This is a genomic window from Moorena sp. SIO4A5 (assembly GCF_010672005.1).
GTDB lineage: Bacteria > Cyanobacteriota > Cyanobacteriia > Cyanobacteriales > Coleofasciculaceae > Moorena.
On record NZ_JAAHHZ010000040.1, the window covers coordinates 1 to 14,630 of the forward strand.

Consider the following 14,630-nt stretch of genomic DNA (forward strand, 5'->3'; position numbering starts at 1 on the left):
CTTGTTTCGCTTCCCAAAAAGCTCGTGACCGCTACTATCGAAAGATTACCTTCTCTCTGATTCAGGAATTTGATGCCTGGGCCTAAATGTACTGCTAAATGTACAAAAAAAAGTGTCCGTCAGTCAGGGTTATAGCACTACCAATTAAGGTTAGTGCTATTCATCTGCTGACAGCTGACCGCTGAAGGCTGAATGCTTACAACCAGCTAACCTTGGCCTATTGGCCACGCGATCGCGTTCAACCTGTTAACCTTCAACCAGCTAACCTTGGCCTATTGGCCACGCGATCGCGTTCAACCTACTAACCTTCAACCTACTAACCTTCAACCTACTAACCTTCAACCAGCTAACCTTGGCCTATTGGCCACGCGATCGCGTTCAACCTACTAACCTTCAACCTACTAACCTTCAACCTACTAACCTTCAACCTACTAACCTTCAACCTACTAACCTTCAACCTACTAACCTTCAACCAGCTAACCTTCAACCTACTAACCTTCAACCTTCAACCCTTCAAGGTAGCCAACGAGCATTAAATCCAGTTAAGAGTGGTTCCGCTTCCAGCTTCACTGGAGTATCTGACGATGTATCATCCTCTAAAGGTAATAGCCAGAGTCTAGCATTAGCAATTATTTGTCCTTCATCAGTGATCAAACCTTCCTCAGATGACCGTTCAGGGACTATTTGATCAAAGAGTATACCTAAGTCATCTGGGGACAAGCTCATATGAACTTCCTGTTGCTCCGGTAAAACTACCAAGCGCTTTAAAGTATACTCATTCTTGTCATTAGGTTTAAGGTTAATCGCTGCTAGGAACGGTTCTTCTTTGAACTCTTCCCCAGCAATGAGTTGGCTGAGCAGACAATAGAGAATCTGGTTTTGCGCCGAGAATTCACAACTATGGACAGAACCAGTGGTGCGCAGTATCTCTTGCTCAGAGCCTTGGTTTTTGACTAGAAATAGCGATCGCGTATAGTCACTATTAAACTTCACCATCACTGCTGCTGAACCATCCTTAGCAAAGTTTAGGACCATGCCAAACTTCGGTAAAAAGTCTAGGGGTTGAGCATTTGGTGTCAAGGGTAAAATGCCCACTCCCTGACCTTGAGCCATCGCAATAGCGTTGCTGTCAGGAGTAATCATAAAATCTCCTCCTGGTTCATGGTCTAATGGTTTCGGTTTAGTACCAGTTTGTATGGTCCACAGCCCAAATTCCGAAGGATTACTGCGACTGACCCGCTGTACCACAATCGTTTTACCATCAGCAGACAAATCAAACTTCAGATTCTGGTAGTCTTTGCTATCGAGAACCAGCTCAACTTTACCACCAGAGTCTGAGGATACGGTCTCTTGAGCTGGGGCACGAGTAGATATGCCCGTGGTCACAGTATATAATTTTGCAGAGAGCAAGTCCTGTTCTTTATTCTGACTTCTAACAGCAGAGAAAAGAATTCGGCTGCCATCAGGATAGAACTTAAAGTCCATAACCAGCAAATCTGGAGGCGTTAAGATAGTTTTTTGTTGGCGAGTGAGATTATAGAAAATTAATCGCCCCTGTTCTTCTGCTTTAACACCCACATAGGCAAAGGCTCGGTCACGGGTACGGAAGGATGCCTTAAACGGTTCGATGGCAGTCTTATTGCCAGGCTTAGCGAATTGCTCTACTGCCCCAGTGAGCTGGAATTGATACTCGGTGCCATAGGGTAAAGGGAGCAGCGGAGTATAAGCCATTTTGCGTCCAGCCCAGCTAATTTTGCCCGGGATTGGTGGAACAATGTTCAGATTCGCTTCCACACTAGTCTGATCCATAGGACGGCTGAAGGTTAGGATAAATGCTTTATCCTCCGCACCGATTTGTTTATCTTGCCAGGAAAATTCCCGTACCCTGGGGGCAGTGCGATCGCCAGTCCACAGTAATATACCAATCAGTAGACTCAGTATAACTATGACTACCCCAGCAGTACGGTCAATGGGTTGAACAAAGGTTTGAATCTTCACGGTTTGAGCTGCTACTGTTGACATCTCCCCCGGTTAAAACACGGGGGATTCTAAAAGGTTGTTAGGAGGCTGGTTGAAACCGAGCCTCTATCGGCTTTCGCCGACGCTACGCGAACGCCAACACTTCTTTTTCGATATGATTTTTTCAAGGAACTAAAAACGTCATATCGGTGTGGGACTGTCAAGGATCCCCTACTCACCTTGGTTAGATCAAGACCTAACTGTGTGGCTACTTTTCTTGCAATGTTTCCGGCACCGTTGCAATCAGCGTTTACTAAGCATCCAGAAGAAGTCTTATAAAGCCCACGTCTCACTCTTTTTCCTGATGGCTTCCATTCACTGGGTTTTTCACCGTGTCTAGGTAATGGATCCTCATCCAGAAAAGACGCTTTGCTAGTGTATGACTCTTCAGTAATTGTCAATTTAATTCCGTATTCATAGCAAAGTTGTTTTAATCTTTCGATTAATCTTTTAGTGGGAATTAAAACAAAATTTTGATTACCTCGCTTACCCATATTAGATGCATTTTTTTGCCGCTCATTCCATCCAATAATCAGATTTCCAATTTTATCGTTAAGGCAACGGTTAATAATAAACCTGGCAGCTTTGTTCTTCGCATCTCTCATTTGGTTGTTGCGCTTACGCTGCACTCTATCCAAATTAGCATCCCAATAAGATTCGGATTTCCCTGACTTGTACTTAGCGACCAACCTAGAATAGCCTTGGTTCATTGATTTAAGCTTTCGACCGTCGATTATCAGGCTTTTTCCTTTGGTCGAAATACCAGTTAGCCAGTTGTCTCCGCCATGATCAAAACTCCAAGCTTGAGAGTAGTCCAGATCTGGATTATGTTCAACGGCCTGCTTCCCGTCATCTATAACCCAGTCAATCCACAACTGCCCTAAGTTAGGACGAATGGTTACCTCTTTCACCCAATCTGGATCTATAAAGTCAGGCGGAGTTAACGTTATCTTGCAAATTAGTTCTGGCTTAGATTCTTTACTGATTGAAGGGTAAAAAATGCCTTCTTTGTAGGTAAGTGACTGTCTTGGAAAAGTGACACCAGCTAATCCACCTTTTTTTCTGTATCTAGGCAGCCTTGGCCTATCGACTTCCCCTTTGTAATAAGAACCTACTAGTTGGTTGTAGCTAGAAATTGATTCTCCTACTGATTTTAAAGTCTGTTGAGCTGATTGAGCCGCCATAGCCTTGTAATGAGGATTCATCTTCAAGACTTTGTCTAACTCTGGATACTTTGTAATACACTTGTAAGTCTTCCATCCCAGCCTTAACTCGTCACCTCTCCAATAAGTGGAATAAGCTTCTAGCTGCTCTTTTAACCAATCGTAATGTTTCTGCTTGATGTAATAAATAGCGCAATTTATCAAGCTATTCGCTCGCTGGCACTGAAAGACCCAAAAAGCCTCCTCTTCGTCTGTAAATTCTGCTCTTACCGGAATGGTTTTGTACAACTTCATCACCTCCTACTATAATCATAACAAATGTCTGCCTATATTGTCATATATAAATATGAAAACAAATTAGGATCACAAGTTTGCCAGAAGCAGCAGTTAAAGGAGGAGGCTGAACGGCTGGGAATGACTCAGTCTGAGTTGATTAGGAGTTTGATAGCCAGACTGCCTGAACCCACACGAAGAGATACGGCGGGGTTTACCCCGTGGCTCTGTTTCATCCGGGAGACGAAACCTTAGAATAGGGCAGCCTTAATGAATAAGTTTTAACCAAAGGTGCGCTTTCCGTAGGCGAATTAAATTCGCCACGGGTCTTGAAGTTACCGTAAGTGTAGTGGAGCCTTAATACAATAGTTTTAACCATGCATCTTCATAGCCAGTCACTTATAAAGGCGACCCTACACGCTTGGCGCGCGTCTCTGCACCTCTTTTATGCATAGCCGACCAACTATAAAGACTGCCCCAGGGAGGGATTGCTCGCTGGGGTAACTTCTAAGCCGGTCTAAAGACGCAGGGTTCTCAGATTTCTGGATGTTTTGATAGCCAATCTGTCACCGCCTCAAGCCAATACCCCAGTATTAGTCAGTCCAATCCTCACTAACAGGGTAATTGACCCAAAAAATCGGATATAAGTTCAAAAATTGGTAATTTTAGACTTATCGCATTTTCTAGTCAAAGTAGAAAAACGAAAGTGCGTTCGCGTAGCGTGGCCTACGGCCAATCGCTAATTTTATCAGAGGATTAAACTTTGATTAATTGCAAATTATAGCGGTTTGCGTTTAAATAAAGTATAATATATATATCCCAATTATGAAAGCCTATTCTGTTGACATAAGAACTAAAATTATCACAGCTTATCTAGACTGTGAAGGATCAATTACGCAGTTATCTAAAAGGTTTAAAGTGAGTCGTGATTTTGTATTTATAATTATTAAAAAATTTAAAGATACCGGAGATTTATCACCAGGTAAACAAGGGAATAACCGAGCCTCTAAATTAGAACCATTCACAGAATTTATCAAATCTATGTTGTCAGATTATCCCTCATTAACTCTATCCTAAATAGTGGAAATACTTGAAAACGAAAAAAAAATTACTGTCCACATAACTACCTTAAGTAGATTCTTAAAAAAACTCAATATAACCCGAAAAAAAAAACTTTATATGCCACTCAAGCCAAAACGGAAAGGGTAGGTAACTTAAGCAGGGTAAGCGCATCTCAAAACCTATTGACATAAAGGTTTTGAGGCATCATGATAATGAGATAAACAAGCAGCGATAATCGTCAACATATAGTTATTATCCATGGCAGCTCGATTCGATTTTTGACGATTACTACGCCGGAACGATTGCTCTAAATTCAATGCGTTAAGTGCAATTCGTCGCAGCAATGATAAGTTTTGTGGAGCATGGCCAGTACGAACACGGCAAGCATCTTCATGAAAAGTGACATCTAAAGTCCAATGCAACCCATTTTCTACACCCCAGTGGAGACGGATAGCTTTCCCGCTCTTTACGAGCATCACAATCCAAACTCGTTAAGTAAAACTGAACTTCGCGTGTAGTTTTGTTCCACAGATGACGTACTCTTATCACCATGACAATACACTTAAGTCCGACCCAATCATCTTGGTTATGTAGAGGTGATATTTCAGATATTGGAACACACCACACTTGCCTTGTTTCAGTCCGATGATGACCTTTTTCTATCCGTTTATCATAACTATGAGTAATCCCTTTAAATCCCTGTTCTAGGTTTTTATAAAACCAATCTTTTACTTGTTTATGAAGGGTAGGATGGTTGGCTTTAAGAGCTAAAACGTAATCAGCTTTGGCACTGATAATTTGAGAGGCAATGGCAGTTTGCGTACCCATAGCATCAATTGTTACGATACATCCAGCTAAATCTAGTAATTCTAATAAGGCGGGAATTGCCGTGATTTCATTTGATTTATCAGCTACTTTTACTTGTCCTAAAACAAGACGATATTCACGCTTTCCATGCACTGACTAAGTGCAAAGCGGTTTTTCCCAGTACTCTATCATAAGAGCCTTTGATAGTTTTACCGTCAATGGGAATTACCTGTGCTTCTACTGTCTCAACTATCGATTGGACCCAACGTCTAAAACATCTCTCGAATATTTTTGGGTTGATACGCAACTCCAACGGAGACGCTGCGCGAACAAACACTCGGCGAAATGTGTCTGCACTTGGGATACCTTTCGGTTTTGCTAAAAATTGCTCTAGCCATTCATATTTACTTAATCCATAATTTTCCATATCCTCCCATCCCTTGGCTCCTGCAATTACTGATAGTATTGCGATGATTAAAATATCTGTTAACAAATGGACACGTGTTCTAGCCACACGGGGGTCTTCTATCTCGCTGAAAATTAATGCCATTTTTTCAGTTAACGCAGTCGCTTTAGCTACACTTAAAGCTTTCGAGTTTAATTTCGAAACTGTTCGAGATTGAAAACCATTACCCATGAGACTAACCCTAATCTAAAGTAGACACAATGCTAATCACGATACTACTTAACATCATTAATACTCAAACTGGCACTTATACATATATTAATCAATAAATCTGTACTTTTTTATACAAAATTAGATGCGCTTACCCTGGTAACTTAAGATATCTTTATTGGCAAAAAATTACTAATTTTTTAGTAAAGAACCTAGTTTTTTTGGATGAAACAGGGTTTAATTTAGGCAAAAAACGCATTTATGGCCGTTCTCAAAGAGGAACTAGAGTTGTCGATTATCGTCCTTATTATAGAGGAGAAAATATTACAATAATTAGTGCTCTTTCTTCGGAAGGTATCTTAGGGACTATGACGTTAAATGGTTCAATGAATACTCAAAGTTTTCTAACTTATATAAAACAAGTTTTAGCACCATCATTATGGCCTGGCGCTATGGTAATTATGGATAATTTACCCACCCATAAAAGTCAAAAAATTGTAGAAATATTATCTACAGTTGGAGCTAGTGTTTTCTTTTTACCTCCTTACTCTCCCGATTTTAATCCCATCGAAAAGTTTTGGTTTATTTTGAAAGAATATTTGCGTTCATTAGTCCCGATGACTAGAGATGAGTTAGAACAAGGTCTAGTAGAGTGTTGTGATTCTTTGACTAAAGAAGACATAAAAAAATTGTTTTCTTATTGTTGTTATTGTAACTAACTTAAGTGCAAACCGCTATAAGTAAAAAATTAAGTTTTTCTGACTCGAAGCTCCTGATTCGAAGCTCCTGACTCCTGAGGTGCGCTTTCCGTGTCTTGATGCAGTCGCTCATGGGGGGAACCACGGCAGTCGCTCATGGGGGAAACCCCCAAGACCGCGCTGCCTCCCCAAGACCGCGCTGCATCGCTAGGCGAATTAAATTCGCCACGGGTCGCACCTCGATAACGTTGCTTATGTCGAAATCACGTTGGCACGATATCGAAGGAAAACCATAAGTAAAATTACTCAACAGTTCTAGCCTATAGTTTCCAAAGCCAATCCCCTTCAATTTATACAGTTAATACTTGATCTAGCGGTTATAATAGTAATTATGGATACATTTTTTTACCTATTCCCTATTCCAAAGTTTCCTACTCCCTACTCCCTGTTCCCTTTTACCTGAGCCAAATTTACCTTTGCTATAACAATACAAATCGTCAAAGTCAGATAAGACAAATTGTCAACCTTTTTGGCTTTGTAATAAATCTTAAAACTTCCTGAAAATATACTAATACTAAGGGTTAGCTGGCTATACTAAAACCAGGTGATATATCTAAAGTAAGGTATCGCTATCCTTGCTCCAGTTAGTAGCTATATCTACTAACTGGAGCTAGCTGCTTGCTTTGTAAACCATGTCATTTGAGTCAATCAATTTGACAAAGTTAGTTGTTTGCTTAAAAATTAGCAGTCACTAACTAGATATCTGATCAAGTCTAAGTAAATCCTCAGTTAATGAGGATTTATATCTAGGTAAAAACTAAAAAATAGGAGAATCGCAGTGTTTTTTTTGAAAGGAATAAAGCCCCAACAATTTTATGTTATTTTATTGCTGCTCAGCCTGAATATAATTGTTTTTATGGCTCTAATGTCAAAGATGCCTAATAATTTGATACTAGCGTTTTAGTTAGTCTATTATTTTACTATTATTTGAGTAGTATAATTCAAACTTAGTAAGTTAGTGGTAAATATGTAGTGATTTTGCTACGGTAAGCGTGAAGGTTTCGGGTGTGAAAATCACTACTTGTTTACCACTACCAACAATTCCTCATTGAAACCTCATTGAGAACAATATGCTAGAGTATCTCCCCCCACTCAACGATCACAACTTGCCGTATCCCGATACAATTCATCCGATCGTGGTTCATTTTGTGATTGCCATGGTATTGTTTGCCGTCTTGTGTGACGCTGTCGGCTACTTTAGCCGTAATTATCGTCTGTATGAGGTAAGTTGGTGGAATTTATTTTTTGCGACTATTTCTATCTTTATTGCTGTTATTTTTGGGCAAATTGAAGCTGGATTAGCAGAGCCTTACACAGCAGCAGAGGCAACATTGAACCTGCATACGCTGATTGGTTGGTCTCTATCTGGCATCATTGCAGCGGTGACAGCATGGCGCTACATTATTCGTTCTCGCAATCCCAAAGAGTTACCCATACCTTTTTTGGGGGTGGGGGTGTTGTTAGTAGGGTTAGTGTTTGTCCAGGTCTACCTGGGTGACTTACTCGTTTGGGTCTATGGATTACATACTGTTCCGGTAGTAGAAGGGACTAGGGAGGGCTTGTTGCAATGAGTTCAAACCTAATTGACCAACTAGGGAGCCAATTGGGAGCCAATGGCTTGCCTTACCCGATTCCGATTCATCCCAATCTGGTACATCTAACCCTTGGTTTATTTATCGTGGCCATCGGCTTTGATATCGTTGGGGTCTTGTTTCCCCTGGAAAAGCCAGTCTTTAAGATACTGGCAATTCCTGCCACAAGATCCAATTTTTTTGATGTCGGCTGGTACAACATGCTGGCAGCAGCAGTGGTTACTTTCTTCACCGTTGCAGCCGGTTTCTATGAAATCATGCTGGCAGACCCACCCACAGAGGTTAGAAGTGCCTGGGGATTACAAGCCATGGAAACCATGCTTTGGCATGGAGTTGGCGGAGTCTTGCTGCTGCTGCTGATTGTAGCAATGACAGTATGGCGCGGATTTCAGCGATTTGTTTGGAATAAAGATAGGGCCAGACAAGTACAATGGACCTATTTGTTAGCGGGACTAGGGATTTTTGCACTGATGTTTGTTCACGGTACCCTGGGAGCGCAACTGGCGGCAGATTTTGGCCTACATATTAGCGCCGATCGCCTGTTGAGACTGGGAGAAGATCCAAACTTACTCTTGAAATAAATAAGCTCATGAATATTCGCAGGATTTTGACTTTGGTTGTCGTTGCGATCGCATTAGCCGGGATTAGTCTGTGGATGGGTCAACAGGCTTACTATTGGTTTCCTCCCCAAGCTTCAGCTGAATCCCTGCTAGTTGACGATTTATTCAGTTTCCTAGTGACACTGGGAACCTTTATTTTCTTAGGAGTAGTAGGAACCCTAACCTATTCAGTCTTGTTTCAGCAAGCAGGCAAGTATGACTTAAGCGATGGTCCACCAATTGAAGGAAACATCACCCTGGAAATCGTCTGGACAGCAATTCCCTTGGTCCTAGTAATTTGGATTGCAGCCTACAGTTACCAGGTCTACGACCAGATGTCGATTCTCGGTCCGATGGAGCATGTTCATCTAGAAATGGCAACCGCTGAGGCTGCACCAATTGAACCAAGTACTGACTCACAAATGCCTGACTCCAACGAACCAATAGAGCGTATTGAAGTCTTGTCTCGCCAGTGGGCGTGGGAATTTCGCTATCCCGAGCAAAGTATCAGCAGCACAGAACTGCATTTACCCAACAACCATCGCATCAAGCTTACCCTCAAATCAGAGGATGTGATACATGGGTTTTATATACCCGCCTTTCGAGTCAAGCAGGATATTATCCCAAATCAGGCGATCGAGTTTGAATTTACTCCCATTCGCGAAGGCAACTATCGGTTGCGGGATTCTCAATACAGTGGGACTTACTTTGCAGCAATGCAGGCGGATGTGGTGGTACAATCCCCGGAATCCTATCAGCAGTGGCTTGCTCAAGCAGCGGTTCAACCCCCCAAAGCAGCCTACAATCAAGCCTTCGAGGAATATCGTCGAGCCTCTGAAACAGCAATTAATGCAGGCTGGAAAACGGTGGTTCCAGCTGCGCCTCCTATGGTTAATTACTCCGGTTCCAATCTGCCAAATAAAGGATTATGACCAATCTTTCTTCGGTTGACGCGATCGCATCCTTGGGCAAACAGCCCTCGCCAGGTACCCCTGAAGACTGGAAACGGTTTTTCAGCTTCAGCACCGATCACAAAGTGATTGGGATTCAGTATATTGTCACCTCTTTTTTCTTTTTTCTCATTGGTGGAATCTTTGCCATGATCGTCCGGGGTGAACTGATTACCCCAGAGGCCGATCTGGTTGATCGCACCGTCTACAATGCTATGTTTACCCTCCACGGAACAGTAATGCTGTTCTTGTGGACCTTTCCAGTGTTAGCCGGGCTGGCCAATTACCTAGTACCGCTGATGATTGGGGCACGGGATATGGCATTTCCCAGGCTAAATGCCCTCGCCTTCTGGATGGTGCCCGTCTTTGGGGTTGTCCTGATGGGAAGCTTTTTAGCTCCAGGAGGCCCAGCCCAGGCAGGTTGGTGGTCTTATCCACCCGTGAGCCTGCAAAACCCTACTGGTGCTTTGATTAACGGTCAATTTCTCTGGCTACTAGCCGTGGCGCTTTCGGGAGTATCCTCTATTCTAGGAGCTGTCAATATCGTAACCACGATTATTCGGATGCGATCGCCCGGAATGACCTTTTTCCGAATGCCTGTCTTTGTCTGGGCTGTACTCAGTGCCCAGATTATTCAATTATTTGGCTTACCTGCCCTGACTGCTGGAGCCATCATGCTGTTGTTTGATTTAACCCTAGGCACCAGCTTTTTTGACCCTGCCAAAGGGGGCGATCCCATTCTGTTCCAGCACTTTTTCTGGTTCTACTCTCACCCAGCCGTTTACGTAATTATCCTGCCGATTTTTGGCATTTTTTCAGAAATATTCCCAGTTTACGCCCGCAAGCCCCTTTTTGGTTACAAAGTAGTTGCTATTTCATCCCTAATTATTGTCGGGTTGAGCGCTATAGTCTGGGTGCATCACATGTTTGCTAGTGGCACCCCCGGATGGATGCGGATGCTGTTTATGTTCTCCACAATGTTGATTTCCGTGCCAACTGGCATCAAAGTCTTTGCTTGGGTAGCCACCATTTGGGGAGGCAAACTCAGACTAACCAGCGCCATGCTTTTCGGACTAGGTGGCTTGGTGATGTTCGTATTTGCGGGCATTACTGGCATTATGTTAGCAGCCGTTCCAGTAGATATTCACGTCAACAACACCTATTTCGTTGTTGGTCACTTTCACTACGTTATCTATGGCGCAACAGTTATGGGAATTTATGCCGCCTTCTACCATTGGTTCCCCAAAATGACAGGGCGGATGTATAATGAAGGGTTGGGTAAACTGCACTTTGCCCTAACCTTTATTGGAGCCAATCTCAATTTCTTCCCCATGCACCCATTAGGACTGCAAGGAATGCCCCGCCGAGTTGCGTCCTACGATCCCGAATTTGCCTTTTGGAATGTGGTTGCTAGCATTGGAGCGTTCCTGTTGGGCATGTCTACTTTGCCCTTTATCCTCAATATGGTCGGTTCCTGGGTACAAGGAGAAAAAGCACCAGCCAATCCCTGGCGGGCGATCGGGATAGAATGGCTTGTCTCCTCCCCGCCCAGTCACGAGAACTTTGAACAGTTGCCTGTGGTGATTGCCGAACCCTATGGCTATGGCAAATCTGAAGCTTTGATTTCTAACCCTGATGCCCTAGAAGTTACCCATGAACCCAACTGAAATCGATCCATCACTCACCTCTGGTGTAATACCGAGTCAGACCCATACCTCTGATGGGACGGCAGAACATAGCCATGATGAAGCAGGCAACAGCATGTTTGGCTTCATCATTTTCTTGCTCTCGGAAAGTGTTATCTTCCTGAGCTTCTTTGCTGGATACATTGTTTACAAGACTACCACAGCCGACTGGCTCCCTACCGGTGTCACAGGGCTAGAGATCAAAGAGCCAGCTATTAATACTGTAGTGCTGGTGTCTAGTAGTTTCGTAATTTACATTGCCGAACGATATCTTCATGTCAAAAATCTGTGGGGCTTTCGGGCATTCTGGCTCCTGACCATGGCAATGGGGAGCTACTTTTTATATGGTCAGGCAGTGGAATGGGGCAGTCTCCCCTTTGGATTTACCGATGGGGTATTTGGCGGCACCTTTTATTTGCTCACCGGGTTTCATGGTTTGCACGTGCTCACAGGAGTCTTGCTGCAATTGATTATGCTGGGACGCTCCTTCATTCCCGGTAACTACAACAACGGTGAGTTTGGGGTTGCTGCCACCTCCCTGTTCTGGCATTTTGTCGATGTGATCTGGATTATTTTGTTTGTGCTGATTTACATCTGGCAGTAGCGTTATTCTTAGGTTGGGTGAGCAGGAGCGTAACCCAACCAGGTAAGGCTTTCGTCACGTTTAGTGATATTTCCAATAAAAAAATGCTCTATGAAACTGACATCATCCAATGGGTTGAACAACAAGTTTCCCTGATCAAAGAACAACGGTATAGTGAAGTAGACTGGGTTAATCTCCTAGAAGAGATTGAAGACTTGAGTAAACGAGAGCGAGACCGCTTTTTATCCTCGATTCGTTTAACGATTCAACATCTGTTGAAATGGGAATATCAACCTGAAAAACGGTCTAGGTATTGGGAAATCACCATCAAACGAGAGCGCAATAACCTTAAACGCTATCTCAGAGATACTCCTAGTTTAAAGCGATACTGGGCAGATTTATCAAAAGTTTATGGTGATGCGAGAGCCGACGCTGCTAATGAAACCGGAATTTCCGATTGGGACTTTCCTGACAACTGTCCCTATTCCCCTGAGCAAATCCAATCGGATTGGTTTCCTCCAATTGGAGGTAAAACAATGGATACCCAAACGACCTATCGAGAAATAATCAAACAAGTTATTTTAAAATACGCTCAATTTCGTCCCTCTCATGGAGACATCCGACTTGATCCTATTTTTGACGAAACACGAGAGCACTATGGATTAATGCAGGTAGGATGGTCACAGGGAAAAAGAATCAGAGGGAACCTAATATATATTACTCTAAAAAATACTAAAATTTATATTGAATATGATGGAATAGAAACGGGTATCACTACTGATTTAGTTAATGCTGGCATCAAGAAAGAAAATATTGTTTTAGCTTTCTATCCTCCCGAAATGCGTCAGCAAACTGAATTTGCCGTCAATTAAAATTTATTCGTGTTTGATAAAATAAAGGCTATAACCAATTTAATTTTAAATGACCATGGATAGAAAAGACAGGTTACCGCTTCTAGGAGTAGGGTTTACTATTAGCTTAATCATAATGGGTTGTAATCCCTCTGATGATGCGTTAGAAAAATCTCGTTATCAACCCTTGAATATAGCTGAAATCAAAGGTAAGAGAATAGGAGATGATCCGAAAGCGATCGCATTAGACTTATTTGGTAACAAAGAAACGGTCGAGAGTGAGTTTACTGAAGAAATAAAGGTGATTGAGCAGCAAGCTTTTGAGAAAATCGTGATTCTAACCCAGATGAATCTACCTGATGACAAAATTAGGGGCAAGCGTTATCGACTTGAGTTTCAATTCGATCAATCTACCGGTAAATGGAATTTAAAAGAAGCAGGTCGTCAACAGTCCTGTTATAAAAGTGAGAAACCTAAAGATTGGACAATTGAGCCTTGTCCCTAGCTAAACTTGTCGATAGCGTTTATCGTATTTATGAGGTAAGCTATCAGCTATCAGCTATCAGCTATCAGCTATCAGCTATCAGCTATCAGCTATCAGCTATCAGCTATCAGCTATCAGCTATCAGCCATCAGCCATCAGCCCTACTAGATTCAACATTTCTGGGGAATAACCTATCACTAACCTATAATTGTACTAAGTTACTGCTATGTCAATCAGCACCGAAGCTATCAAGCAAGACCTGGATATACTTACTGCTGAACAACTTCAGCAAGTCGCTGATTTTATTGCATTTCTTAAGTTTCAAGATAAACGTCGTCGGATTGTCCTAGATCCTGCTCAGTTAAAAGCCCTTGCTCATGAGTTTGCTGAGGAAGACCGCGCTCTTGCTGAAGTGGGAATGAGCGATTATGCGGCAAGTCTTGATCAAGAAGATAAGCTATGACCAATAAATATCAGCGTGGCGATATCTGGGTAGCTAATCTCAATCCAAGTCAAGGTTCTGAGCAAGCAGGTATTCGTCCTGTCATTATTTTTCAAAATGACATTGTTTCCCAGTTCTCTACAACAATTATTGCAATTCCTTTAACGACAAATCAACGCCGCGCTTCGTTACCAATTTGTGTTCAGATTGCACAAGGAGAGGGTGGATTAGCTCAAGATTCTGTTGCACTGTGTTTCCAAATGCGAGTGCTTGACAAAAGTCGTTTAATTCAAAAACTGGGGCACCTTAGTCCTAAAACAGTTGCTCAATTGGAAGAAGTGGTTTTGCTAACACTTGGATATGAGCTATAAATCCTGCTTTCCATAAGATAATCCACCTATACAAAAGTGCGTTCGCGTAGCGTGGCCTACGGCCAATCACTAATTTTCTAGGGTATGTTAATTAAGTAACGCACCTATCCTCAAAAATATCACAAGTCAGTGATCATCTGTAACTCCTGAACTCCTGCAAGCGCACTACACATTCAGAGGTTTGACATTGTCTTGATGCAATAGCGAGTGGGGGAAACCCCCAAGACCGTAATGGTGCGTTTTCCGTTGGCGAATTTAATTCGCCACGGGTCGCACCTCTGCATCGCTCCTAAACTCCGAAACTTAGTCATAGCTGACTTCTGACTTCTGACTTCTGACTTCTGACTTCTGACTTCCGACTTCCCACTTCAAACT

The 14,630-nt window shown here is 42.6% G+C and carries 14 protein-coding genes and 1 pseudogene; 12 read left to right on the forward strand and 3 right to left on the reverse strand.

The window, feature by feature from the left end; all coding sequences use genetic code 11:
* The first annotated feature begins 267 nt into the window (after window positions 1–267).
* Window positions 268–390, forward strand: a complete 123-nt coding sequence (locus tag F6K57_RS14320) for a hypothetical protein (protein ID WP_293068611.1) — start codon at window positions 268–270, stop codon at window positions 388–390.
* Between the two features lie 123 nt (window positions 391–513).
* Here the strand turns inward: F6K57_RS14320 and F6K57_RS14325 are convergent, their stop codons facing one another.
* Window positions 514–2,022, reverse strand: a complete 1,509-nt coding sequence (locus F6K57_RS14325) for an Ig-like domain-containing protein (RefSeq protein ID WP_293068614.1) — start codon at window positions 2,020–2,022, stop codon at window positions 514–516.
* 26 nt (window positions 2,023–2,048) lie between these two features.
* A complete protein-coding gene (locus F6K57_RS14330) occupies window positions 2,049–3,470 on the reverse strand; it encodes a transposase (protein WP_293021788.1) in 1,422 nt (473 codons plus the stop codon).
* Between the two features lie 810 nt (window positions 3,471–4,280).
* On the opposite strand from F6K57_RS14330, the gene F6K57_RS14335 reads away from it, so the two are divergent.
* On the forward strand, window positions 4,281–4,532 hold the full coding sequence (locus F6K57_RS14335) for an IS630 transposase-related protein (RefSeq protein WP_293068617.1): 252 nt from the start codon (window positions 4,281–4,283) through the stop codon (window positions 4,530–4,532).
* A gap of 164 nt (window positions 4,533–4,696) precedes the next feature.
* Here F6K57_RS14335 and F6K57_RS14340 read toward each other — a convergent pair.
* Window positions 4,697–5,874: pseudogene (locus F6K57_RS14340) on the reverse strand (ISAs1 family transposase).
* 287 nt (window positions 5,875–6,161) lie between these two features.
* Here F6K57_RS14340 and F6K57_RS14345 point away from each other — a divergent pair.
* From F6K57_RS14345 to F6K57_RS14390, 10 genes are all read left to right on the forward strand, one after another.
* Entirely contained in the window at window positions 6,162–6,659 is a 498-nt protein-coding gene (locus F6K57_RS14345; protein WP_293021785.1) for an IS630 family transposase, read from the forward strand.
* Window positions 6,660–7,768: 1,109 nt separating this feature from the next.
* Window positions 7,769–8,269 (forward strand): DUF2231 domain-containing protein, encoded by a 501-nt coding sequence (locus tag F6K57_RS14350; protein WP_293068620.1) that lies wholly within the window; start codon window positions 7,769–7,771, stop codon window positions 8,267–8,269.
* Window positions 8,266–8,871 (forward strand): DUF2231 domain-containing protein, encoded by a 606-nt coding sequence (locus F6K57_RS14355; protein WP_070395150.1) that lies wholly within the window; start codon window positions 8,266–8,268, stop codon window positions 8,869–8,871. Before F6K57_RS14350 ends, F6K57_RS14355 begins: the two co-directional genes overlap by 4 nt.
* An 8-nt stretch (window positions 8,872–8,879) precedes the next feature.
* On the forward strand, window positions 8,880–9,821 hold the full coding sequence (locus F6K57_RS14360) for a cytochrome c oxidase subunit II transmembrane domain-containing protein (RefSeq protein WP_293068623.1): 942 nt from the start codon (window positions 8,880–8,882) through the stop codon (window positions 9,819–9,821).
* Window positions 9,818–11,506, forward strand: a complete 1,689-nt coding sequence (gene ctaD, locus F6K57_RS14365; protein WP_293068626.1) for a cytochrome c oxidase subunit I — start codon at window positions 9,818–9,820, stop codon at window positions 11,504–11,506. Before F6K57_RS14360 ends, ctaD begins: the two co-directional genes overlap by 4 nt.
* Complete coding sequence (locus tag F6K57_RS14370; protein ID WP_293038244.1) at window positions 11,493–12,128, forward strand: heme-copper oxidase subunit III; 636 nt, start codon at window positions 11,493–11,495, stop codon at window positions 12,126–12,128. The genes ctaD and F6K57_RS14370 overlap by 14 nt, the downstream gene beginning before the upstream one ends.
* 83 nt (window positions 12,129–12,211) lie before the next feature.
* Window positions 12,212–12,979: a DUF29 family protein gene (locus tag F6K57_RS14375; RefSeq protein ID WP_293038241.1), complete on the forward strand. Its 768-nt coding sequence runs from the start codon at window positions 12,212–12,214 to the stop codon at window positions 12,977–12,979.
* Window positions 12,980–13,034: 55 nt separating this feature from the next.
* Window positions 13,035–13,463, forward strand: a complete 429-nt coding sequence (locus tag F6K57_RS14380; RefSeq protein ID WP_293068630.1) for a hypothetical protein — start codon at window positions 13,035–13,037, stop codon at window positions 13,461–13,463.
* 205 nt (window positions 13,464–13,668) lie between these two features.
* Window positions 13,669–13,905: a hypothetical protein gene (locus tag F6K57_RS14385; RefSeq protein ID WP_293038235.1), complete on the forward strand. Its 237-nt coding sequence runs from the start codon at window positions 13,669–13,671 to the stop codon at window positions 13,903–13,905.
* Complete coding sequence (locus tag F6K57_RS14390; RefSeq protein ID WP_293059745.1) at window positions 13,902–14,255, forward strand: type II toxin-antitoxin system PemK/MazF family toxin; 354 nt, start codon at window positions 13,902–13,904, stop codon at window positions 14,253–14,255. The genes F6K57_RS14385 and F6K57_RS14390 overlap by 4 nt, the downstream gene beginning before the upstream one ends.
* The last annotated feature ends 375 nt before the right edge of the window (window positions 14,256–14,630 follow it).

What these genes read in the sequence shown, in the direction of transcription:
- F6K57_RS14370 (WP_293038244.1), top strand. Translation starts at nt 11,493, where the DNA reads ATGAACCCAACTGAAATCGATCCATCACTCACCTCTGGTGTAATACCG.
- F6K57_RS14375 (WP_293038241.1), top strand. Translation starts at nt 12,212, where the DNA reads ATGCTCTATGAAACTGACATCATCCAATGGGTTGAACAACAAGTTTCC.
- F6K57_RS14350 (WP_293068620.1), top strand. Translation starts at nt 7,769, where the DNA reads ATGCTAGAGTATCTCCCCCCACTCAACGATCACAACTTGCCGTATCCC.
- F6K57_RS14385 (WP_293038235.1), top strand. Translation starts at nt 13,669, where the DNA reads ATGTCAATCAGCACCGAAGCTATCAAGCAAGACCTGGATATACTTACT.
- F6K57_RS14355 (WP_070395150.1), top strand. Translation starts at nt 8,266, where the DNA reads ATGAGTTCAAACCTAATTGACCAACTAGGGAGCCAATTGGGAGCCAAT.
- F6K57_RS14380 (WP_293068630.1), top strand. Translation starts at nt 13,035, where the DNA reads ATGGATAGAAAAGACAGGTTACCGCTTCTAGGAGTAGGGTTTACTATT.
- ctaD (WP_293068626.1), top strand. Translation starts at nt 9,818, where the DNA reads ATGACCAATCTTTCTTCGGTTGACGCGATCGCATCCTTGGGCAAACAG.
- F6K57_RS14390 (WP_293059745.1), top strand. Translation starts at nt 13,902, where the DNA reads ATGACCAATAAATATCAGCGTGGCGATATCTGGGTAGCTAATCTCAAT.
- F6K57_RS14360 (WP_293068623.1), top strand. Translation starts at nt 8,880, where the DNA reads ATGAATATTCGCAGGATTTTGACTTTGGTTGTCGTTGCGATCGCATTA.
- F6K57_RS14325 (WP_293068614.1), bottom strand. Translation starts at nt 2,022, where the DNA reads ATGTCAACAGTAGCAGCTCAAACCGTGAAGATTCAAACCTTTGTTCAA.
- F6K57_RS14335 (WP_293068617.1), top strand. Translation starts at nt 4,281, where the DNA reads ATGAAAGCCTATTCTGTTGACATAAGAACTAAAATTATCACAGCTTAT.